Origin of the sequence: Acetobacterium sp., assembly GCF_030652775.1 — a bacterium.
Classification (GTDB): Bacteria; Bacillota; Clostridia; order Eubacteriales; family Eubacteriaceae; genus Acetobacterium.
On sequence record NZ_JAUSPS010000071.1, the window covers coordinates 22,986 to 44,040 of the forward strand.

Below are 21,055 nucleotides of genomic sequence, written 5' to 3' on the forward strand. Positions count from 1 at the left end.
CGACATTCAATGTTGCAGGACTTTTCAGTGTTACGCAATACAAAATTAAGAAAGCAGGAATTTATGAATAACAAGCAACCCATTATCAACATTGCAGTCATCGCCCATGTCGATGCCGGAAAATCTACTCTGGTAGATGCCCTTTTAGGACAAAGCAATGTTTTTAGAGAAAATCAGGAGGTCGTGGACTGCGTAATGGACAGCAATGACCTTGAACGAGAACGCGGAATCACCATATACTCAAAAAACTGTTCCATTATGTACAAGGACATTAAAATTAATATTGTCGATACCCCTGGCCATGCCGACTTTTCTTCAGAGGTTGAACGAATCCTGAAGACAGTTGATACGGTTGTATTATTGGTAGATTCCAGTGAAGGTCCGATGCCGCAAACCCGTTTCGTCCTGAATAAGTCGCTGGAAAAAGGTTTGAACCCAATTCTTTTCATTAATAAAATCGATAAAAAAGATCAGCGCGCTGAAGAAGTTGTTGATATGGTATTCGATTTATTTGTGGAACTGAAAGCCAACGACAAACAGTTAGATTTCCCGGTTCTTTATGGCGTGGCCAAAGAAGGCATCGCGATCCGTGATATGGCAGACGAAGGGGTGGATCTGGCGCCACTTTTCGAAACCATTGTCGATCATGTCGGCCTTCAGGATGACCTGAGCCTTGAACCCCTGCAAATGCAGGTTTCTTCACTGGCTTATGACGATTATATTGGCCGTCTGGGGATTGGTAAGGTCTATTCCGGAACCATCCATGCTGGCGAACAAATCGAAATCTGCAAGACCGATGGTAGCTTTAAAAAGGAAAAAATTAATCAGGTCTTCGTTTACCGAGGTTTAGCCCGGGTCGAAGTCAAAGAAGCAAAGGCCGGTGACATCGTCGTTATCTCGGGAATCCCTGATATCTCTATCGGTGAAACCATTGGTGAGATCAATCAGGTTCAACCGATGGAACTGATTGAGATTGAACAGCCAACCCTGTCGATGAACTTCCTGGTCAATAAATCACCTTTTGCCGGCGACTCCGGAAAATTTGTCACCACCCGCCATATTCGGGCGCGGTTGGAAAAAGAGCTGGAAGTCAACGTTGGTCTTTTAGTCGAAGAACTGGAAGATACCACCGATGGCTTTAAGGTTTCCGGACGTGGCGAGCTTCATTTATCGATTCTGCTGGAAAACATGCGTCGGGAAGGTTATGAAGTAGCTGTTTCTAAACCGGAAGTGATCATGCACCGGGATGAAAATAATAAACTACTGGAACCGGTGGAGCTGGTGATTGTATCGGTACCGGAAAAATATTCCGGCGCAGTTATTTCTAAACTGAACATCCGAAAAGGTCGCATGGAAAGCATGTACACCGACGAATCCTGGACAAGAATGGAATTTTTTGTGCCGACTCGGGGGTTACTGGGCTATCAAAGTGAATTTATCAATGATACCCACGGTGAAGGCACCATGGTTCGTCGTTTCTCTGCTTTTGAAGAGCATAAAGGCGATATTCCGCAACGTCTCAATGGCGTGCTTATTTCCCAGTTTGCTGGTGAGACAATGGCGTATTCATTGTTTAATTTAAGTGATCGTGGCGAAATGCTGGTTAAAGCCGGAACGAAAGTCTATGAAGGTATGATTATTGGAATCAATAATCGTAGTGATGACATGACGGTTAATCCGACTAAGAATAAAAAAATGACCAATGTTCGTTCTTCCGGAACCGATGAGGCATTAAAATTGGTCGAACCAAGAATTATGACTTTAGAGCAAGCGATCGAATTTATTACTGATGATGAATTGGTGGAATTGACACCCACCGATATCCGGATTCGCAAGAAAGTTCTGGGCGAACTGGAACGAAAACGTAGCTCCCGCTAAAAATCATGGAACGCTTTAATAGCGTTCCTTTTTTGTGCGAAGGCAACGAGCCAATCGCAAGCTCGCTTGCAGTTGGCGACTGCCCGCGAACCAAAGATGAAGCGGAGCGGAATCGTGGTTGCGTATGCGAATGACAAAAGGATGAGATATCAATGACGATACTCAAAATAACAATTGACCGCTAAACTTTTAGTGTGATATTATGTAGTCGATACAAGAATGTGCTGAACTGATACTAAAACACCCGACAGTTCGCAACTATCGGTCTGATCTTTAAACAGGAGGTTAAACGAAATGCTTAATATTGACAAGCAAGAAGCTGAAGAAGGCAAAGTTATGGCTATTTTTGCCTATATTATTTTTCTGATTCCTTTCTTTGCAGCAGGTGATAACCAATTTGTCCGATATCATACCAATCAGGGTTTGGTGTTATTCCTGGCGTGGCTGGTCTTGACCGTTGCGGGAATAATTATCGGAGTGATACCCTTTATTGGTTGGATCCTGTCGACGATTCTTTTTAGTGCCGTACCTTTGGCATTTGTCGGTTTTGCCATTTATGGGATCATCAATGTGATCCAGCTTGAAGCCAAACCGATTCCTTTTATCGGTGGAATCACCCTGATTAAGTCCTATTAAATCGTTCTTCATACATCATCATAGATACGTAAAAAGCATTGCTTAATCAGGCAATGCTTTTTACTTGGTGAACAATATAATTTAAGCGGAATCCGATATCCTCGTGCTATAATAGAAAAATTATGAAAAGGCGGTGAACCTGTGGAAAACAACAATGACTGGAAAAACAAGGAAATGAGTGACAAAACCTTCAGAAATTATTTTTTTCTGATTACCTTTGGAATCTGTTTACTGGTGGCGCTTCTGAATTTAAAATATCTGATCGGATATCTGGGCCTGTTTGTGAATATTATTACGCCAGTGCTGATTGGTCTGGGCGTTGCCTTTATCTTAAATATCCCGATGTCGTTTATTGAGACGCACTTTTTGGGTTTTATGAATCGCATCAAAAACAAAGAAAGACGGTTCAAAAGTAAAAAAAATCGTGATATCAACAAAGGTAAACGGATGATTGCAATTGCCCTGACATTCATCTTTGTGATTGGCATTCTGGCTGGATTAATTACCTTTGTTATTCCTCAGGTCAGCGAAAGTGTCGACACCCTGATGGTGAAATTACCAGGTTATGTTGATTCCTTTAACACATTAGTGGATGATACTCTGGCGTTCTTCAATCTACCGGAAACATTATGGAGCGATATTGAGGTTGAATGGGATGCACTGATGGAACAGTTTGGCAGCCTGTTGCTGAGTTCCGTTCCGGAAATATTCAACGCCACAAAAAACATCACTGTGGGTTTCTTTAATGTGATCATGGGGATTGTTATTTCTATTTATTTGCTGGCGGACAAAGAGAATTTATTAGCCCTGAAGGATAAACTGATCTATGCCTATGTCAGAAAAGATCGCGCCGATTTTATTCAGGATGTCAGCACCACTGCCAACCAGGTATTTCACGGCTTTATTGCTGGACAAATAACCGAAGCTTTTATTCTGGGAACCTTATGCACCGTTGGACTCGCCATCTTGCAGATCCCCTATGCCTTGCTGATTGGGGTTCTGGTTGGCATGACCAGCGTGATTCCGGTCTTCGGCGCCTTTCTGGGAGCTGTCCCGAGCGGCTTTATTTTGCTGGTGGTGAACCCGATTTACTGTCTGATCTTTGTGGTTTATATTATTGCCCTGCAGCAGGTCGAAAGTAATGTGATCTATCCGCGGGTGGTGGGAGGATCGATTGGCTTATCCGGTTTATGGGTGCTGGTCGGGATGATTATCGGTGGTAGCCTATTTGGCTTCATGGGAATTATTTTGGGGATTCCATCCTTTGCAGTAGTCTACGCCGTTTTTAGAAAAATCACCAATGAACGAATCGAAAGAATGACAGCGGAACAGCAAGAACCGGCCTGAACAAAAGGTCGAGTCTTAAAAAAGCGTCCTTTAGAGGATTGACCAATTGGTTCAATCGATTTAAAGGACGCTTTTTGAGGTTTATTTTTTAGTTGTTTTGTTCTTTTCCAGCTGCTGCGTGGCTTTAGAGGCCATCTGCGTTAAACTCACTGTAAAGTTCTGAAAGCCAGCATAAAAGGGATGCCGCATATCCAATTTGCGGATCTCACCGCTGGCATCAAGTAGGCGGTTGGGCGGATGGTTATGATGAGGAAGTTTAGATTCACCGCCGACCACGACCCGTTTTCCGGCAATACTGTTTAACAGGATGTTGACGACATCCCAGGCGGATTCGTAGGCGATTATTTTTCCCTGATTGGCGCTGATTACTTTGGCATATTTGCGAATGAACTCGGCTGAAAACCCCTGGCTGTTAAAGGTGACACAGCGGTTGATCTTAGAACCATCGACAACGGTAATATATTGGCTATTGTTACCGCCTTTGGAATGTCCGGTCAAGGTATACTGCTTAAAATTATAAACAGCATCAACGGTATGGAAAAATTCCAGGGCTTTTAATTGCTGCGGCGTATCCGTTAAAAAGCCGCCTTTGATATTGTCGACCCAGCCGATCCCGGTGGTTCCCCGAAAAGCGATGATTCCGGCGTCTGGAGTCAGATCGGAAAAACAATACGCCACCAGACCGTTTTCCGGCTGGTTTGTGTAGGCCAGAACCTTCAGGGAGGTAAGATTAGGATTATCCATCATCAAATGCAAAGATTTATCCCACTCAGAGGCGGACATGGCGCAATCGCCCTGGAGATCTTTGACATTTTGCAGCAGCGTTGCCACCATTTCACCCACTGTATACTCTGGTAGCAGGGAAGGTTCAACGGGAAGATCCAGAGCAGCAAGCTGACTGATCAGATTAAGTTCACTGTGATACAACATCGCTCTTACCTCCTTGGCAAGAAATTTATTTGAAACAAGGGAAAAATGCTGATTATGATCAGGCAAGACTATTTGTCATTGATATTGGTTTCGGCCGACTTGTTTTTTTCCATATAGGCTTTATAAATTTCCAGCGAGCTCTGGTAATACGCATGCGCCATCTTGGGAAAAGCATTCATAATCCGGCGATGGGAATAACGGTTGATGAACTTGGTTTCGTTGATTCGAGTGGTTAACGCAATAATTAAGTGGTTAGCTGAATCCTTGGCTTCAGAAAGCTTGCCGTCCTTCAGATCCCGGACTCTGGCAGTGACTTCGTGGGCGGTAGTAATGCCCTTTTCTTTTAAATTGTCTTTAAGTTCAGTGGTTGCTTCATACACACTGCTGAGTTTTTTGTTGAAAGAAACCGTTTCGCGGGTAGACTCCACCAGATCGCTGAGAAAGAAGAGCGCTGCAACAGTCGCAATAACCTGGATCCAGAAAGAAGAAAAGCTGTTAACCAGATCATAGACAATCGGATGAACCGCATACATCAGCACCAAACATAACATACCAAAGAGAAAAGAATTCAACAAACAGATCCGGCCATTGATGTTAAACTTGTGGTCCGAGTAGTCCCACCATTTAGCATGAAAAAGCTTCTCCATCCCCCAACTGGTGATATACTCCAGGGTGCTGGTGAGAATAATGCCGATGAAAAAAACCAGGATCGGATCACTGATATAGGGCATTAAGAACAGGATAATGATCAGCGCACCGACCCCATAAATCGGGCAATAGGGACCGTTTAAAAAGCCCCGGTTAATAAATTTTTTCTCAGGGATTGAACAGTACAGCACTTCACACATCCAACCGATAATCGCATAAAGAAAAAAATAAATAAATAGCAGACTAAGATTATAATACATAAATGATTCCTTTCAAATTTATAACTACTTTGAATCATTTTAACATATCAAGTTGTGGTCTCATAGTTAAATCGCTTATTAAAACAATTTCGCAAAATAATCGCTAAAGAATTTTAAAATTGCAAATATTTATCCATCATCGATGGATATGTTTTTGTTTTTTCAAATCGGATGGTTTATAATGAATGATAACCCAAATTATGACCAGGCAACGAACTAACCAACAAAATAAGGGAGCGTAAATGAAAGCCAACAAGATTGAGATAACAAGCAGCGAACAACTTATTGATATTACCAAAAGTGTCCGGGAGTACGTCGACCAGTCCCGGTTAAAAGATGGCTTCGTCCAGATTCAAATTCCTGAGCGAACGGCATCAGTGATTATTTCAATCAATGATGACTGGCGGCTGCAACGAGAGTTTTTCGATAAGCTGAACCATTTGATGCCCAAGTATGACGGCATGAAGTTTACCGGTTGGACCACCTCCTGTGTCAAGGCAACGATTTTTGGATCGTCCCTCCAGGTGATGGTTCACAATGGGACGCTGATACTGGACAAAAATCAGAGCATTTATTTTGTTGAATTTCAGGGACCCGGCGAGCGTCAGTATTTTATCAGCAGCTCAGGCACAATCCTGGCTGAAAACGAAGAGGCATCGATGCCGGAAGAGCTGGCTTTGATTTTTGAAAAACGGCAAGCCTATGAAGAGGAACAAGAACAGATAAAAGAAGAAATGCGAAATGAATGGCGTCTGCGGGAAGAAAATCGTTTGAAGCTGGAGGCCGAGAACAAAGACAAAACAGCCATCGAAAATGAAACAGAGGGCGAAGAATAGAAAACGAATGCATAAAAATGAGCGAAAAAGAGAAAGGCAATAGCAATGAGCTGGGAATTATTAGGATCAGATCAAATTATCAAAACAACAGAATTTTCTGACTTTGTTAACACGGAGATGATTATTCCTAAAGAACTGATCAGTTTTTTTGGCAGCGCCGGTGAGCGGCTGGCAATTATTTATCAGAATCGGGAATATCCTTCTTATCTGGAAACAGAAGGCGGTAATGCCAAACTGAAATGGAGCAAGGTGCTGATTCGCAAACTGGGTGAAGCCTTTCCAGAATATGAATCGTGGTTTCGGGGCGATCAGGCGGTCGCCAAAACCCCACGGCTGGAAATGACAAAAGCCAACGATGTTTTCAGTCTGCGCTTAATAATGGAAAACGAAGAGGATAATATTGAAGACACGAAAAAAAGCGACCCGCTTATGACGGCCCCCCCCCCAACGACGGGACTCCAGGAATTATTGCTTAAATGGATTGTCGGTTATCCCAACTATTATCCCCGAGACTTTCGTTTTTCCTTTAAAGATGTGATCAGCGAAGAAATTCCCAAGGTGATTGAAAGCTTTAATGGCATCCAATCCGGCCATTATCAGGTGCTGGGTTTTGCCGGAGACAACCAATGGGCGGAGATCCCCTGGGTTAAAGTGCTGGATAAACAAATCGACAGTATTTATAGTGAAGACCTTTATCTGGCTTATATTCTGGCTATGGATAGCTGTAAGCTTTATCTGGCCATCGTTTATGGGGAAGAAGGCGTCGGGGTCAGAAGTCTTTCGGAAAAAGCCTCAGAGTACCGAAAAAAAATCGTGACGGGAAAATATCAAACTAATCATCAAGAGATTTTGCTGGCCAATGCCAGCCTGGTATCAGGGATTGTCTGCTATCGGGAATATACCGAAACGGAGATGCCTGAAGATGCGGTGCTGGCAGCTGAATTTGAAGATTTCCGGAAAATGTATGAATGTTGTCTAGCTCCGGATCAGGGGACTGATAATGCAGCGGTCAGCGGCGAACCAATCGCCGCAATCATCAAAGAACTGGATGACAGGGTCGAAAATAAAGCACTTGAAGAAATTCCGGAACCACCAGAAATATTCATTCAGGAGCGGACTGCGGAACAGCAAGAACCAGCGTCCGAACCGATCCCAGCAGAAATCGTAACGGTCATCTTTGATAACACGATTGAAGAAAAACCGGGCGAAGAAAAGTTACGGGAAGAAAGTTTAATTGCCGAAAACCCGATCGAAACCGAAGCTGTACCGGAAGAACCGAAAGCCCGGCATCAAGAACACCTCGGGGCAGAGATTCAGAAGCACGAAGATCTGAAAATAACCGCAGAAATTCAGACCGAAATGGCAGCAGCTGCTGCTGAAGCGGACATCGTTCAAGCCGATGCACAAGCACAAGAAGTTTCGGGGCAATCATTTATCCGCTATCCAGCAAAAAATGAATATCTCCCCCCCTACCTGCAGTTGGTTCAGGCAAAAATGGGAAACAAAGGTTACTACTATCCAGCGGAATTAATTAAAGCCTATTACCTGTCGATCAAATCAAAACCATTTGTGATGATTAAAGGCCGGGTGGGTAGTGGTAAAACGAGCTTTCCCCGTCTCTTTGCCGAGGCAATCGGTGCCAGCTCCGAAAATGGTCGCTTCAAACGGCTGCTGGTGGGAAAAAACTGGGCCGATGATAGCCATCTGATGGGTCATCTGGACAGTCGCGGGCACTTTATCCCCGGACCCATCATGCTGATGTTAAAAGCTGCCAAAGAATATCCGGATAAACCCCATTTTTTTCTGTTGGATGAAATGGATCAGTCTCCGGCAGCAGATTATCTGCGGCTTTTATTAGAAGGGATCAATGGTAGCAAGGAGCCCTTTTTAAATCGTGAAGATTTTGGCGCCGATATCACGGCTTTCCGCGAATACGGCAGCTTAAATTTCCCGGATAACCTTTATATCATTGCAACCATCAATGAAGGACCGGATCGTTTCCCTGTCGATTCCCGGGTGATTGACAGCGGCAATGTAATTCCGATGCCGGTGGTTGAAATTGGGGTCTTTCCGGATTATGGCAGTCCTGTTGGTGACAGTGACTGGGAAAACAATGCCTTTAAAATCCACAGCCAGGCCAAGGGCTTGCCAGAAATTCTCGAGCGCCTGATGCGTTTGCTCAATGAGGTACAACAGCTGTTAATTGCGTATGACTGTCCGATGGGATATCGGGGCAAAAATGAAATCCTGGCCTTTGGGATTAACAGCGGTGCCGAGGGGTTGTTCAATGAACAGGAGGTCATTGATCTGGCTATTTTGCAACGGATTCTTCCGGCGCTGGAGTGTGATGAAAAAATCGGCGCCAAAGTCTATCAGGATCTGGCGTGTTTGGGGCTTGATGAAGGTCTGCGCGAAAAATACCTAAATCAGCCAGTAATGCGGTTTATCAGCCGCTATGAAGCCTTACTGAAAGCCGCAGCGATTCCCTGCCCCCGCAGCGGAACGGCACTGTTAAAACAATTAAAAAGTCAATATCAAAAATATCAGTAACTAAAAAAAGCCAATTAATCAAGTCTTCTGCCAGCATTTTCCGGTCAGCATGGTCTGACCGGGAGATGGCGGGAAATAAGACCAATTATTTGGCTTTAATCATTGACTAATGGAGACTCAGCCAGCTTCCTGCTCAGCGACCTTAGCAGATAAAAAATTGATCAGTTCTTTAATCAGTTCCTGGCGGCGAAGAATGCCGATAAAAATACCCTGGTCATCAACAAGGGGAATGAAGTTCTGCTTGACGGCCAGCTCCACCAGATGCTCGTAACTTTCATTAATACGCGCCACTTCCAGATTGATCTTAAAATCGATATCCTTGATTTCAAAAGACGTTAAATCAATTTCCGGATGGGTGAGGCTCAGTGATAAAACCCGGAGAAGATCCCCCTCGCAGATGGTTCCAACGTACTGTCCTTTTTTGTTAATTACCGGCAGGGCAGTATAATTAGTAATGACAAACATATTGTAAGCTTGATTAAATGAATCGGTGTTGGTTAAAAAGACGGTTTCGCTTTTGGGTAATAAATAAAACAGATGGTTTTTCATGCAAATGATCTCCTTATTCTTTTGAGAAGATGGGAAGGTTTCAATTTAAAATTTATTTTAGCATGAATTTCACAAGTCTCCCTTAAAAAATTTCTTAATGACGACTGTAATATTATGAAAAAAACGAATTTCCATTTCACGAAACGGCTTTATTAGTGTATAATTAATAGTAACGAATGAATGAGGGAATTAATATGGAAGAGTTTTTGTTATATATTCAATCAAGAATTACCGTAGCCAGTGTCATTGAGGTTGTCATCATCTCTTTTATAGTTTATCGGCTATTGATGTGGATTCGGGGAACCCAGGCCGAGCAGGTTTTTAAAGGCTTGATTGTGTTGCTTTTTTTGTCACCCGTTAGTGCGTGGCTGGGTTTTACGACCTTGAATCTGATTATCACCAGCGCCTTTACCTGGGCGTTTATTTTCATTGTGGTGGTATTTCAGCCGGAATTCCGTTCAGCTTTGGAACAATTGGGGAACAATCGCATTTTCAAAGAAATGATGAAAAAGCCCTCGATGGATTTTCTGGAAGATGATATCGACAAAATCATTAAGGCCGTGGGAAAATTGGCCTGCGAACGGACTGGGGCACTGATTGTTCTGGAAAAAGATACCGGGCTTAATAATATTGTCAAAACTGGCACCGAACTGGATTCAGATATTAGTAGTGAATTGCTGGAAAATATTTTCACCCCCAATCGACCCCTCCATGACGGCGCCGTGATTATTAAGTTATGGTCCCGACAAATTCGTGCGGCGGGATGTTTGTTGCCGCTTTCTGATAACCGGGATTTAAGTAGTGAATTGGGAACCCGGCATCGGGCGGGATTGGGCATGACCGAAAAATCCGATGCGCTGGTGATTATTGTTTCCGAAGAAACGGGTCAAATATCCTATGCGTCTAAAGGTACCTTATTTCAGGACATCATCATCGAGGTTCTCAAACAGATTATTCTGGAAAATTATATCGTCAGCGAGGACGGCAATATTGACAGCGGGTGGATTAACAAACTCTGGGGGAGAATAGATGGCAGCAAATAAAAAAAAGATTTCTTTGCATGAACGATTAATTCGAATCCTGGCGTCGGTCGGCATTGCGGTCACCCTCTGGTTTATGGTCAACGGAAATGCCGATATGCTGATTACCCAGGACTTTAACAGTATCCCGATCACCTTAACGAATGTCGAAGCGCTGACCGAAAAAAATTTGGTCCTGGCAGATGATAAAAACTACTATCTTAATTTACAAGTTAAGGGTACTGATAAAAACCTGAGAAATGTTAATATGAAAGAAGTAACCGCCGAAGTTGATCTCAGTGATATTGAAGAGAAGGGAAGCTATGACCTGGATGTGGAAGTCAAGGGTCTGGCTAACTCGGTTATTATCAGCAGTATGAATCCCACCACTCTCCCGATTGAAGTGGACAATATTATTAAAGAAAACCTCGATGTGGTCATCCTACTGGAGGGAAAACCGGCCAATGACCTAGTTGTGATCTCGGCCGAATCTTTGGAGCAGGTCGAAGTGGAAGGACCGGAAGCGTCCATCGCCCGGATTGATAAAATTACCACAACAGCGGATGTCAGCGGTCTGGAATCCGACACGACCCGACATCTGGAGGTTGCAGCATATGATGCAACGGGTAACCCGATCACCGATTTGGAGATATTGCCAAACGTTGTTAAAACTGAGATCATCCTTGGGAAAACAAAATCCGTGGGAGTTATTCCCTCAACAAGCGGAAATCCGGCCAACGGTTATATTGTCACTGGTATGCAGGTTGAACCATCCAAGGTGCTGATCGGCGCCAAAGAAGCATTGTTGAATTCGATTGAGAACATTACGATGGATCCTATCGATGTATCGGGACAGTCAAAAACATTTACCCGAGACATCAATCTGACCCCGCCGCAGGGATGTTATTTCCTTGATGGCAGTGGAAAAGTCAAAGTGACGGTTTCCATCGAAAGTCCAATCGAAAAAAGCTTTACCATTGATAAGGTAAGTACCAGGAATCTGGGCACCGGTTTGGTGGCTGCCAAAGTCAAAGACTCCCGGGTAGTGGTTAAACTGGAAGGTGCCAGCAGCGTTTTAAACAATTTAAATGCGTCTCAGATTGAGGCCTTTGTCGATTGCGCCAATTTAGGGCCGGGGGAATATGAATTGCCGATTCAGACCAATTTATCCCAGTCTTTGATCAAATCAATCACGCCATCAAAAACAACAGTAATAATTGAGTGAGAAAGTTAACCGAACAAGAAAATATCCATAAAATTCAATACAAAATCTTGCATTTGACAATAATTTAACATATAATAGCAAGAAGTAATTTTTTCAGAGAATTACATTCACACCAAAAACACTATTTTAAGGAGGAAATTAAAAGTGAAAAGAGTTTATAATTTTTCAGCTGGACCATCTTGTTTACCGCTAGAAGTCCTGAAAAAAGCTGGGTCCGAAATGGTATCCTATGGAGATGCCGGCATGTCCGTAATGGAGATGAGTCATCGATCATCCTATTTTGATGATATTCTCCAAGCGGCAAAAAGTCTTTACCGAGAACTGATGAATGTTCCAGAAAATTATGAGATTCTGTTTTTACAAGGTGGAGCATCAACTCAGTTTGCCATGATTCCATTGAATCTTTTTTCAAAAACCAATAAAGCCGATTTTATGATTACCGGCAGTTGGGCAAAAAAGGCTTATCAAGAGTCAGCTCGTTATGGAGAAGCAAAGGTTATTGCATCATCCCAGGATAAAACCTTTTCCTACATCCCTAAGGTGGATCCTAAGGATTTTACACCCGATGCTGATTTCTTTCATATTTGCGTTAACAACACCATTTACGGAACGCGATTCAAACCTGAAAATATTCCCGATACCGGAAATGTGCCATTAATTGGGGACATGTCTTCTAATATCTTATCGGAAGTCTATGATGTTAAAAAATTTGGCCTGATTTATGCTGGTGCTCAGAAAAACATGGGACCTGCTGGTGTAACAGCGGTGATCATTCGCAACGACTTACTGGGTCATGCCAAAGACTTTACGCCAACCATGCTGGATTATAAAACGCATGTTGACAATGATTCTTGCTACAATACCCCACCATGCTACAGCATCTATATTTGCAAGCTTGTTTATGAATGGGTGAAAGCAAATGGTGGTGTCGCCGGGATGGAAAAAGCCAACAAAGAAAAGGCTCAAAAGCTGTACGATTTCATTGATAACAGCAAGCTTTATAAAGGGACAGTAGTGCCCGAAGACCGTTCATTGATGAATGTGCCTTTTATCACTGGATCAGACGAATTAGATGCGCTATTCGTTAAAGAAAGCAAGAAAGCCGGAATGGAAAATCTTAAGGGTCACCGTAGCGTTGGCGGCATGCGAGCTAGCATTTACAATGCCATGCCAATGGCGGGAATTGATACCCTGATTGATTTCATGCAGAAATTTGAAAAAGAAAACGCCTAGGCGTTTTCACTAAGAAAGGAATTACGCCATTGAATTATAAAGTTCAGACCCTTAATAATATATCTAAAAAAGGGCTAAAATTATTAGGTGAAAATTATACGGTTTTAGATCAACCGGAAAATCCGGATGCGATTTTATTAAGAAGCTATAAAATGCATGATATGGATATCCCGACATCGGTTAAATTTGTTGGCCGGGCTGGCGCCGGAGTCAACAATATTCCCCTGGATAAATGTTCAGAACAGGGAATTGTTGTCTGCAACTCACCGGGAGCCAATGCCAATGCGGTAAAAGAACTGGTAATCGCTGGAATGCTTCTCTCGTCACGTAAGGTGGTCGATGGGATTGCGTGGTCAAGCACGCTGACTGATAAGGGTGACGAAGTACCCGCACTGGTTGAAAAGGGTAAAGGCGCTTTTGGTGGCCCGGAACTATATGGCAAAAAAATGGGCGTTATCGGCTTAGGTGCGATTGGCGTACTGGTTGCCAATATGGCGGTTGATTTTGGCATGAAGGTTTATGGTTTTGATCCCTTTATTTCGATTGACAATGCCTGGGGATTAAGTCGAAAAGTTAGACGTGCCGTCAGCAAAGAAGAAATCTTTAAAAACTGCGACTACATTTCACTGCATATTCCTTATATGGATGAAACAAAAGATTACGTCAATGCCGATCTTTTAAAAGATACCAAAGAAGGGCTGCGATTACTTAACTTTGCCCGCGGCGGACTGGTTAACTACGATGCCTTGGAAAATGCCATCGAAGAGGGTATCGTGGCTACCTATATCACCGATTTCCCAAATGAACGTTTGCTGAAAATGAAAAATGTTATTAACATTCCTCATCTCGGTGCATCAACCCCAGAAAGCGAAGAAAACTGTGCTGAAATGGCCATTCATTCGTTAAAAGAATATCTCGAAAACGGAAATATTATTAATTCCGTCAATTATCCCGATTGCAATATGGGTGTTTGCGAAGCCGAAAACCGCATTACCGTGAACCATGCCAATGTGCCAAACATGTTGGGACAGATCACCAAAATTCTGGCTGACCACAATCTCAATATCGCAGTTATGACCAATAAAAACAGAGGCGCCTGGGCTTACACCATGATCGACGTTGACAGTAATGTTGGCGAAGACGTGAAAACAGCGTTAAAAGGCATTAAAGGCGTCACCCGGGTACGGATTCTAAAATAACTGCAACACACTAAAAAGAAGTGGTCTTCGTTAATCCGAAGCCACTTCTTTATTAAAACAGGAGGAAAAAAATGGCAACTATCAAACCCTTTAAAGCGGTTCGTCCCTTTCCTGAAAAAGCTCAAGATGTGGCGGCTCTGCCCTATGATGTTTATAACCGGGAAGAAGCAGCAATAGCTGCCCGGGGTAAACTGGATTCTTTTTTACGGGTCGACCGACCGGAAACGACGCTGGATCCGCGCATGAAAATCAATGATCCCTTTGTTTATGAAACGGCCAGAAAAAATCTCGAAAAACTGTTTCATCGCAATGCTTTGACTCAGGATACTAAAGACTGCTTATATATTTATGAACTGATCATGGATGGCCGCAGTCAGATCGGGCTGGTTGTCTGTACGGCGATTGACGAGTATCTTGATAATACAATCAAAAAACATGAACTGACCCGGGCTGATAAAGAAGAAGACCGAATTAAACATGTCGATGCTTGCAATGCCAATACTGGACCGATTTTTCTGACCTACCGGGCTCAGGATGCTATCAATGCGATGGTCGACAGTTGGCGCAAAGAGCATCAACCGGTTTATGATTTTGTCGCCGAAGATGGGATTACTCATCGTGCCTGGGTTGTTGACGATGAGACCGTGATCAATGGTTTAGTTGAAAAATTTGGCCATGTTGAAAGTCTGTACATTGCTGATGGACATCACCGTTCGGCTTCGGCTGTCAAGGTTGGTCTGATGCGTCGGGAAGCAAACCCTAATTATACTGGCGAAGAGGAGTTCAATTACTTCCTATCAGTATTATTTCCCGATGAACAGCTGTATATCATGGACTATAACCGGGTCGTCAAGGATCTCAATGGACTCAGTGTTGAGGAGTTCTTAACGGCGCTGTCAGAAAAATTTGAGGTGACGCCTAAGGATGCCGAGCCGGTGACACCACCACAAAAAGGTAGCTTTGGTATATTTGTGGATAAAAAATGGTATCTATTGACCGTCAAAGAAGGGGTTTATGATCCCGCGGATCCGGTTAATTCACTGGACGTGGCGATTCTGCAAAACAATATCCTGGTACCGATTCTGGGAATCGGCGATATCCGGACTGATAAACGGATCGACTTTGTCGGTGGCATCCGGGGCTTAAAAGAACTGGAACGCCGGGTCAGCGAAGATATGGTTCTGGCGATCTCGATGTATCCGACATCGATCGAAGAGCTGATGAACATTGCTGATGCAGATCTGCTGATGCCTCCAAAATCCACCTGGTTTGAACCAAAATTAAGAAGCGGATTGTTCATTCATAATCTGTAATAAACTAAAATTAAATGGTGTGGACACTAAAAAGTCTATAGCTAAAAAAAGCTCCAGCAATTGAATTCATTGCTGGAGCTTTTTTATGTTTTTTTAACCAACCCAACAATGCGAATCGGTTTCAGCAAGTTCCCTTATTTACAGCAATGTATTCTTAAGAATACGCAATTGTTATAACAAGTAGTTATAGTACAAATATAAATATTCCGTTAAGTTATATTCATGCTCATCCGTCGATATTATACTAAGCATGTGTTAAAATTTAAACATATGAAAGAGAAGGAGACTTGTTATGGAAAAATTCAGTTCGAAAATTGTAGTATTTGCGGCAATTGGTGTGGCGATCAATATTGTTTTTGGAATGGTAGTGCAGCTGTTAAATATACCATTGCTATTTCTTGATACATTAGGAACAATCATGGTTGCTGTTTTATTTGGCCCAGTGTGGGGGGCCTTAGTTGGTCTGGTGACAAACCTTTTATTAGGGATGTTGGTAGATCCTACCAACATTCCATTTGCATTGGTTAATATTGCCATCGGTATCATTGTTGGATTAATATTTAAAAAGTTTGAGTTTAATTTGGTAACCGCCATCGTAACAGGGTTAATCATTTCTGTTGTTGCACCTCTAATCGGAACACCAATCGCCGTATTTTTATTTGGAGGAATTGCTGGAGGCTTTTCAGATGTGTTATTCGCATGGTTATTAGCAAGTGGACAGGAAATTTTCGCAGCGGCTTTTATTCCTCGGATCTTAAGCAATGTTGTGGATAAAACACTAAGTTGTGTACTGATATACTTTGTAATAAAGAAAATACCGGCAGCTTTTCTGCAACATTTTAAATTAGGAATCAATTCAAAATGTCTAGAAATAAAAGAATCGTAATATTATCGCATTGCATATTAAATCAAAACTCAGTCGTAAGAGAGTGGGAGAGAGCCGAAGCAGGATTTAATGAAATTATAAAGATAGTATTAGACAAGAATATTGCGATATTCCAATTACCCTGTCCTGAATTTGCTTTTTTAGGAGAGGATCGACGACCGATGAGCAAAGAAGAGTATGACACAACTGATTACCGAAAATATAATAAGGAACTATGTTTAAACATAGTCAATCAGATTGCAGAGTATAAAAAACATGATTATCAATTATTGGGGATTGTAGGAATATCAGAGAGCCCATCCTGTGACACAATATTGCAAAAAGGTGTTTTTATGGAAGAACTTTTTACTCAACTGAAAGAAAAGAAAATCGATCTTGATACCTTTGATATTCAGGCAGATTACACACAGGATAATTGCAAAAATACAGAAGATGGATTTAAAAAATGGTTATCATCTAAAATTAATTATACTAATTTACCTGAAGACAATAGTTTACTGAAAGAGGAGAATTTAATTTGAAAACAAAAATATATAGACTTTTATGCGTGTCCCTTGCCTTAATAGCGATGCTATCGGTGGTGGGATGCACCCAAAGCGCTAGTGCCACCCAAGCAGATAAGGTGATTAAACTTGGGACAATGTCAACCATTGAGCCTTATACAACGGCGTTAAAAGACGAGTTGGTAAAAAAGGGTTATCAAGTGGAAGTGGTGATGTTTGATGCCAATAATATGCCAGCTACTGCGACTTCCGATGGCTCCATTGACGGTTTTATCCACAATCATATCCATTGGATCAATACCTTTAACAAAGAAAATAATACTGATCTGGTTATGGTCGAACCCTATATTTTTTATTACCCAATGGCGATGTATTCGGCCAAGTACAAAAGTGTTGCGGAACTTCCGGAGGGGGCAACCATTGTCATTCCCAATGATCCCAGTAATATGGAATGTAGCTTGATTATGTTGAAGGAATCTGGTCTGATCACCTTAAATCCCAAAACCGGTGAATTTTATACGACCCTGGACATAGCTGAAAATCCTAAAAATATTCAACTATTGCCGGCAGAAATCACAACAACTGCCAGAAGTATTAATGATGCCGATGCCGTAGTAACTTCAGCAACACGAATCAGGGCTGTCGGAATTGACCCCAAATCATATATCGCCGAGGACAAAACCTCCAAGGATTGTCCGGTCGGCTTAACCATCGATTCTAAATCGGTGGACGAGGCCTGGGTAAAAGATGCGATGACGATTATTACTTCCGATGAAATGAGAGCTAAATTTGAAGAAATATATGCGGGCTCTTTGACACAATACCCAAAAACGAATTAATCAGCAAAACCTGATCTCAATATGCGAAAGGAAGCCGTTCTTAGCTGCCTTTCGCATATTTTCGTCAGAAGTGAAAGGTAAGACCATGATAAAAGCGACGAATTTAAAAAAAAGTTTTGATACCCTTAAGGTGCTCAATGATATAAATCTTACCATCCAGCCAGGTCAGGTATATGGGCTGATTGGACGCAGTGGTGCTGGAAAATCGACCCTGTTACGGTGCATCAATGGGCTGGAAAGTTATGATAGCGGCTCATTAACCGTCGATGGAATTGAGGTTAATACCTTATCAGATAAAGAAGCGCGGGAGTTCAAACGGGGAATCGGGATGATCTTTCAACAATTTTCTTTATTAAACCGACTATCAGTTTATGAAAATATTGCGTTACCGATGAAATGCTGGAACTATAAAAAAAATCACATTGATAAAAAAATAAAAGAGCTGGTAGAAATGGTGGGAATCCCCGACAAACTAGACGCCAGACCACATGAGCTTTCAGGGGGACAAAAACAACGGGTTGCCATTGCGCGAGCACTATCAATGGATCCTAAGATCTTGCTTTGTGATGAAGCCACCTCGGCGCTTGATCCGAATACTGCTAAATCGATTATCACCCTGCTCAATGAAATCAATGACCAACTTGGTTTAACCATCGTGGTAGTAACCCATCAAATGTCAGTGCTTAGAAGTGCTTGCGAAGAGATATCGATCATGGAGCAAGGTATGATTGTTGAAAGTGGACCGGTGGAAAGTATTTTTCTTAACCAGCCCAAGGCATTAAGCAATATAATCGGAAACAAAAATCTGATCTTTCCCCCAGACGGGATTAATATAAAAGTTTTGTTGTCGCAAGAAACGGCAGAAAAACCGATCGTGACACAGATGTCCAGAGAGCTGGATACGGACTTTATGATTCTGGGAGGCGAAACAGAGCGCTATCGAAATAGTGTCTTGGGGTCGCTGAACATTAATGTCACGGTCGATTCTTTTACTAAGATCACAGATTACCTGGATCATCATCATGTCGTTTGGAAAATGATTGAAGACGAAAATAATTCATTAGATGAGTTAGCGGAGGACGAACGTGAATAATGAACAATTTTGGGCAGAATGGTTTAAATATTTCAACGGCATTATCGGCCCGTCAATATTTTCCACGTTGCGGATGCTTACGGCAACGATGGTTTTGGCATTTGTATTTGGTTTTGCTTTATCGATCGCATTGATTATTATCAGACCCGATGGTCTGGATCCCCACATACGTCTTTATAAGGTAGTGGATTTTTTTGTGAACATGATCCGTTCCTTTCCAATTATTATATTGATTGTGGCGATATCCCCACTTACACGCACGATTGTTGGTACAACCATTGGCGAAAAAGCGGCAATATTGCCGCTAACTATTGCAGCAACCCCCTTTATTGCTCGTATTTTCGAAAATGCTTTTGCTCAGGTTGATCAACAGCTAATCGAAGCGGCCCGTTCCTTTGGTGCTTCAAATATGCAAATCGTGTTTAGGGTCATGGTTAAGGAAGCGGTGCCTTCGCTTGTGGCGGGTATGACACTGACAACAATTTCCTATCTTGCCGCCACCACCATCGCCGGAGCAGTTGGTGCCGGTGGATTAGGTGCAGTGGCTCTAAACTATGGTTATCAGAGCTTTAATAACACGATCCTATACACAGCGGTAATTATCCTTTGTATTATGGCACAAATTATTCAGGGAACCGGAAATTTTATCTATAAAAAAGTAAAATAAGGGAGGCAACGATATGAATACAGAAAATCTTAAACAGTCGGTAATAAAGATGAACTGCGCATTGGCAATGGATAAGAAGATTGTCGGAATTAAATTTCTCTTTACAGAATCAGACTATGAAGCGGCGGATGTGCAACCGGTAAAAAAAAGAATACACTATTGTGTCATGGTTAAAGCAGCGATGGCGGGAACCGGTTTTAAAGCAACGGGCGATGATTTGACGTGTCTGGGAGGTGCCCGTGCGACAGGTTTAAAAGCGGCTGATGATTATAATAAAAGTGGACAACATTCAAAAAAATTGGGACTATATCGAGATATGACCACGGCAAAAAGTGTCCGTGATGGTATCGGCATCTGTGATCATCATGCTTACGGCATCATGGTTAAACCGTTGGAAGAATATAATCAGGAACCCGATGTGGTGATGATGGTGTCGAATCCCTATAATATCATGCGGATCCTTCAGGGGTATTCTTATTATTATGGGTTGCAATCGAATTTTAAAATGACTGGAAATCAGGCAATCTGTTCAGAGGCAACAGCTACCCCCTACTTGAGCAACGATATCAATGTATCGATGATGTGTATCGGCACCCGCCATGAAGCTGGCTGGAAGGATGATGAACTGGCGGTAGCATTTCCGTATAATCGTTTTGAAACCATTACCAAAGGTGTGATGGAGACCATCAATATTATGGATAATAATGAAAAAAAGAAAGCGATCGAAGAAAAACTAGTTTTGAATAATATAAAAGAATTAGGAATAAGATACAATCATAATTATTATGACGATATTCCAATATGATGATAATTCTTAAAATATGAATTGCAACCGATGAACTCAACCGGAAAATTTCGGAATTAGCACGAACAGTTTTTGAAAATATTATAAAAAATAGCGCCCATAAAATATGATCCTAAAAAACAGATAAGCAAAAGTTCAATCAGGGAGTTCAATTGGGGCGAAAATTTCCCATAAATAATCATTGAAGAATCCCAAAGTTTGTGATATCCTTTTCAACAACAGTGAACTGAAAGATGATGAAGCCTCTGATTCTGACAGCAAACTGGACAACGTAACAAACAGTGATAATCATTTATCAAAATAGAAACAAAGCTATCGTACTGATGCCATCCGGGTTCGTCCCTAATGGAAAGGCGAGAGAATCATGTGTCATTCATTCATATCATTTTTCATAAATGGTTTGACTATTTGCGTGTTTTTCCCTGTGCCGCCTCGGTACAGGGATTTTTTGCGTGAAGGCAACGAGCCAATCGCAAGCTCGCTTGCAGTTGGCGACTGCCCACGAACCAAAGATGGAGCGGAGCGGAATCGTGGTTGCGTGAAGGCAACGAGCCAATCGCAAGCTCGCTTGCAGTTGGCGACTGCCCACGAACCAAAGATGGAGCGGAGCGGCATCGTGGTTGCGTGACGGCAACGAGC

The 21,055-nt window shown here is 42.4% G+C and carries 20 protein-coding genes; 16 read left to right on the plus strand and 4 right to left on the minus strand.

Annotation, left to right across the window (positions count from 1 at the left end; all coding sequences use genetic code 11):
• Positions 1-63: 63 nt before the first annotated feature.
• From typA to Q7J41_RS12850, 3 genes are all read left to right on the plus strand, one after another.
• Positions 64-1,878 carry a translational GTPase TypA gene (gene typA / locus Q7J41_RS12840; RefSeq protein ID WP_304888715.1) on the plus strand — a complete coding sequence of 605 codons (1,815 nt, stop codon included), beginning with the start codon at positions 64-66 and terminating at the stop codon, positions 1,876-1,878.
• A gap of 294 nt (positions 1,879-2,172) precedes the next feature.
• The gene (locus tag Q7J41_RS12845; protein ID WP_304888718.1) at positions 2,173-2,514 is read left to right on the plus strand and encodes a hypothetical protein; all 342 of its coding nucleotides are present in this window, start codon (positions 2,173-2,175) and stop codon (positions 2,512-2,514) included.
• Positions 2,515-2,655: 141 nt separating this feature from the next.
• Positions 2,656-3,861, plus strand: coding sequence for an AI-2E family transporter (locus Q7J41_RS12850; protein WP_304888720.1), 1,206 nt, complete (start codon positions 2,656-2,658; stop codon positions 3,859-3,861).
• An 81-nt stretch (positions 3,862-3,942) separates the two neighbouring features.
• On the opposite strand, the gene Q7J41_RS12855 is transcribed toward Q7J41_RS12850, so the two are convergent.
• Positions 3,943-4,791, minus strand: coding sequence for an Mbeg1-like protein (locus Q7J41_RS12855; RefSeq protein WP_304888722.1), 849 nt, complete (start codon positions 4,789-4,791; stop codon positions 3,943-3,945).
• Positions 4,792-4,859: 68 nt separating this feature from the next.
• On the minus strand, positions 4,860-5,699 hold the full coding sequence (locus Q7J41_RS12860; RefSeq protein WP_304888724.1) for a putative ABC transporter permease: 840 nt from the start codon (positions 5,697-5,699) through the stop codon (positions 4,860-4,862).
• Between the two features lie 242 nt (positions 5,700-5,941).
• Here Q7J41_RS12860 and Q7J41_RS12865 point away from each other — a divergent pair, with 242 nt between their 5' ends.
• Together Q7J41_RS12865 and Q7J41_RS12870 are read left to right on the plus strand one after the other, a co-directional pair.
• Complete coding sequence (locus Q7J41_RS12865) at positions 5,942-6,535, plus strand: secondary thiamine-phosphate synthase enzyme YjbQ (RefSeq protein ID WP_304888726.1); 594 nt, start codon at positions 5,942-5,944, stop codon at positions 6,533-6,535.
• 45 nt (positions 6,536-6,580) lie between these two features.
• Positions 6,581-9,085, plus strand: coding sequence for an MrcB family domain-containing protein (locus tag Q7J41_RS12870; protein WP_304888729.1), 2,505 nt, complete (start codon positions 6,581-6,583; stop codon positions 9,083-9,085).
• Positions 9,086-9,202: 117 nt separating this feature from the next.
• Here Q7J41_RS12870 and Q7J41_RS12875 read toward each other — a convergent pair whose 3' ends face one another.
• Positions 9,203-9,634 carry a CBS domain-containing protein gene (locus tag Q7J41_RS12875; RefSeq protein ID WP_304888731.1) on the minus strand — a complete coding sequence of 144 codons (432 nt, stop codon included), beginning with the start codon at positions 9,632-9,634 and terminating at the stop codon, positions 9,203-9,205.
• A gap of 194 nt (positions 9,635-9,828) precedes the next feature.
• Between Q7J41_RS12875 and cdaA the strand changes: the two genes are divergently transcribed.
• From cdaA to Q7J41_RS12930, 11 genes are all read left to right on the plus strand, one after another.
• Positions 9,829-10,677, plus strand: coding sequence for a diadenylate cyclase CdaA (gene cdaA, locus Q7J41_RS12880; protein ID WP_304888733.1), 849 nt, complete (start codon positions 9,829-9,831; stop codon positions 10,675-10,677).
• Positions 10,664-11,878 (plus strand): YbbR-like domain-containing protein, encoded by a 1,215-nt coding sequence (locus tag Q7J41_RS12885; protein WP_304888734.1) that lies wholly within the window; start codon positions 10,664-10,666, stop codon positions 11,876-11,878. Before cdaA ends, Q7J41_RS12885 begins: the two co-directional genes overlap by 14 nt.
• 144 nt (positions 11,879-12,022) lie before the next feature.
• Entirely contained in the window at positions 12,023-13,111 is a 1,089-nt protein-coding gene (gene serC / locus Q7J41_RS12890; protein ID WP_304888735.1) for a 3-phosphoserine/phosphohydroxythreonine transaminase, read from the plus strand.
• Between the two features lie 29 nt (positions 13,112-13,140).
• A complete protein-coding gene (locus tag Q7J41_RS12895; RefSeq protein ID WP_304888736.1) occupies positions 13,141-14,310 on the plus strand; it encodes a phosphoglycerate dehydrogenase in 1,170 nt (389 codons plus the stop codon).
• Between the two features lie 71 nt (positions 14,311-14,381).
• On the plus strand, positions 14,382-15,623 hold the full coding sequence (locus Q7J41_RS12900; RefSeq protein WP_304888738.1) for a DUF1015 domain-containing protein: 1,242 nt from the start codon (positions 14,382-14,384) through the stop codon (positions 15,621-15,623).
• A 292-nt stretch (positions 15,624-15,915) separates the two neighbouring features.
• The gene (locus tag Q7J41_RS12905) at positions 15,916-16,509 is read left to right on the plus strand and encodes a CD3073 family putative ECF transporter S component (protein WP_304888739.1); all 594 of its coding nucleotides are present in this window, start codon (positions 15,916-15,918) and stop codon (positions 16,507-16,509) included.
• Entirely contained in the window at positions 16,485-17,030 is a 546-nt protein-coding gene (locus tag Q7J41_RS12910) for a CD3072 family TudS-related putative desulfidase (protein ID WP_304888740.1), read from the plus strand. The genes Q7J41_RS12905 and Q7J41_RS12910 overlap by 25 nt, the downstream gene beginning before the upstream one ends.
• Entirely contained in the window at positions 17,027-17,851 is an 825-nt protein-coding gene (locus tag Q7J41_RS12915) for a MetQ/NlpA family ABC transporter substrate-binding protein (protein WP_304888742.1), read from the plus strand. Before Q7J41_RS12910 ends, Q7J41_RS12915 begins: the two co-directional genes overlap by 4 nt.
• Positions 17,852-17,936: 85 nt before the next feature.
• Positions 17,937-18,944 (plus strand): methionine ABC transporter ATP-binding protein, encoded by a 1,008-nt coding sequence (locus tag Q7J41_RS12920; protein WP_304888743.1) that lies wholly within the window; start codon positions 17,937-17,939, stop codon positions 18,942-18,944.
• 73 nt (positions 18,945-19,017) lie between these two features.
• Complete coding sequence (locus Q7J41_RS12925; protein ID WP_304888748.1) at positions 19,018-19,611, plus strand: methionine ABC transporter permease; 594 nt, start codon at positions 19,018-19,020, stop codon at positions 19,609-19,611.
• 13 nt (positions 19,612-19,624) lie between these two features.
• Positions 19,625-20,416, plus strand: a complete 792-nt coding sequence (locus Q7J41_RS12930) for a DUF169 domain-containing protein (protein WP_304888745.1) — start codon at positions 19,625-19,627, stop codon at positions 20,414-20,416.
• Between the two features lie 369 nt (positions 20,417-20,785).
• On the opposite strand, the gene Q7J41_RS12935 is transcribed toward Q7J41_RS12930, so the two are convergent.
• Positions 20,786-21,055, minus strand: a 270-nt coding sequence (locus Q7J41_RS12935; RefSeq protein ID WP_304888747.1) for a hypothetical protein, incomplete at its 5' end; no start/stop codon positions are given.

Coding starts and splice junctions, on each gene's coding strand:
- typA (WP_304888715.1), top strand. CDS start 64: ATGAATAACAAGCAACCCATTATCAACATTGCAGTCATCGCCCATGTC.
- Q7J41_RS12845 (WP_304888718.1), top strand. CDS start 2,173: ATGCTTAATATTGACAAGCAAGAAGCTGAAGAAGGCAAAGTTATGGCT.
- Q7J41_RS12855 (WP_304888722.1), bottom strand. CDS start 4,791: ATGTTGTATCACAGTGAACTTAATCTGATCAGTCAGCTTGCTGCTCTG.
- Q7J41_RS12860 (WP_304888724.1), bottom strand. CDS start 5,699: ATGTATTATAATCTTAGTCTGCTATTTATTTATTTTTTTCTTTATGCG.
- Q7J41_RS12865 (WP_304888726.1), top strand. CDS start 5,942: ATGAAAGCCAACAAGATTGAGATAACAAGCAGCGAACAACTTATTGAT.
- Q7J41_RS12870 (WP_304888729.1), top strand. CDS start 6,581: ATGAGCTGGGAATTATTAGGATCAGATCAAATTATCAAAACAACAGAA.
- Q7J41_RS12875 (WP_304888731.1), bottom strand. CDS start 9,634: ATGAAAAACCATCTGTTTTATTTATTACCCAAAAGCGAAACCGTCTTT.
- cdaA (WP_304888733.1), top strand. CDS start 9,829: ATGGAAGAGTTTTTGTTATATATTCAATCAAGAATTACCGTAGCCAGT.
- Q7J41_RS12885 (WP_304888734.1), top strand. CDS start 10,664: ATGGCAGCAAATAAAAAAAAGATTTCTTTGCATGAACGATTAATTCGA.
- Q7J41_RS12900 (WP_304888738.1), top strand. CDS start 14,382: ATGGCAACTATCAAACCCTTTAAAGCGGTTCGTCCCTTTCCTGAAAAA.
- Q7J41_RS12905 (WP_304888739.1), top strand. CDS start 15,916: ATGGAAAAATTCAGTTCGAAAATTGTAGTATTTGCGGCAATTGGTGTG.
- Q7J41_RS12910 (WP_304888740.1), top strand. CDS start 16,485: ATGTCTAGAAATAAAAGAATCGTAATATTATCGCATTGCATATTAAAT.
- Q7J41_RS12920 (WP_304888743.1), top strand. CDS start 17,937: ATGATAAAAGCGACGAATTTAAAAAAAAGTTTTGATACCCTTAAGGTG.
- Q7J41_RS12925 (WP_304888748.1), top strand. CDS start 19,018: ATGCTTACGGCAACGATGGTTTTGGCATTTGTATTTGGTTTTGCTTTA.
- Q7J41_RS12930 (WP_304888745.1), top strand. CDS start 19,625: ATGAATACAGAAAATCTTAAACAGTCGGTAATAAAGATGAACTGCGCA.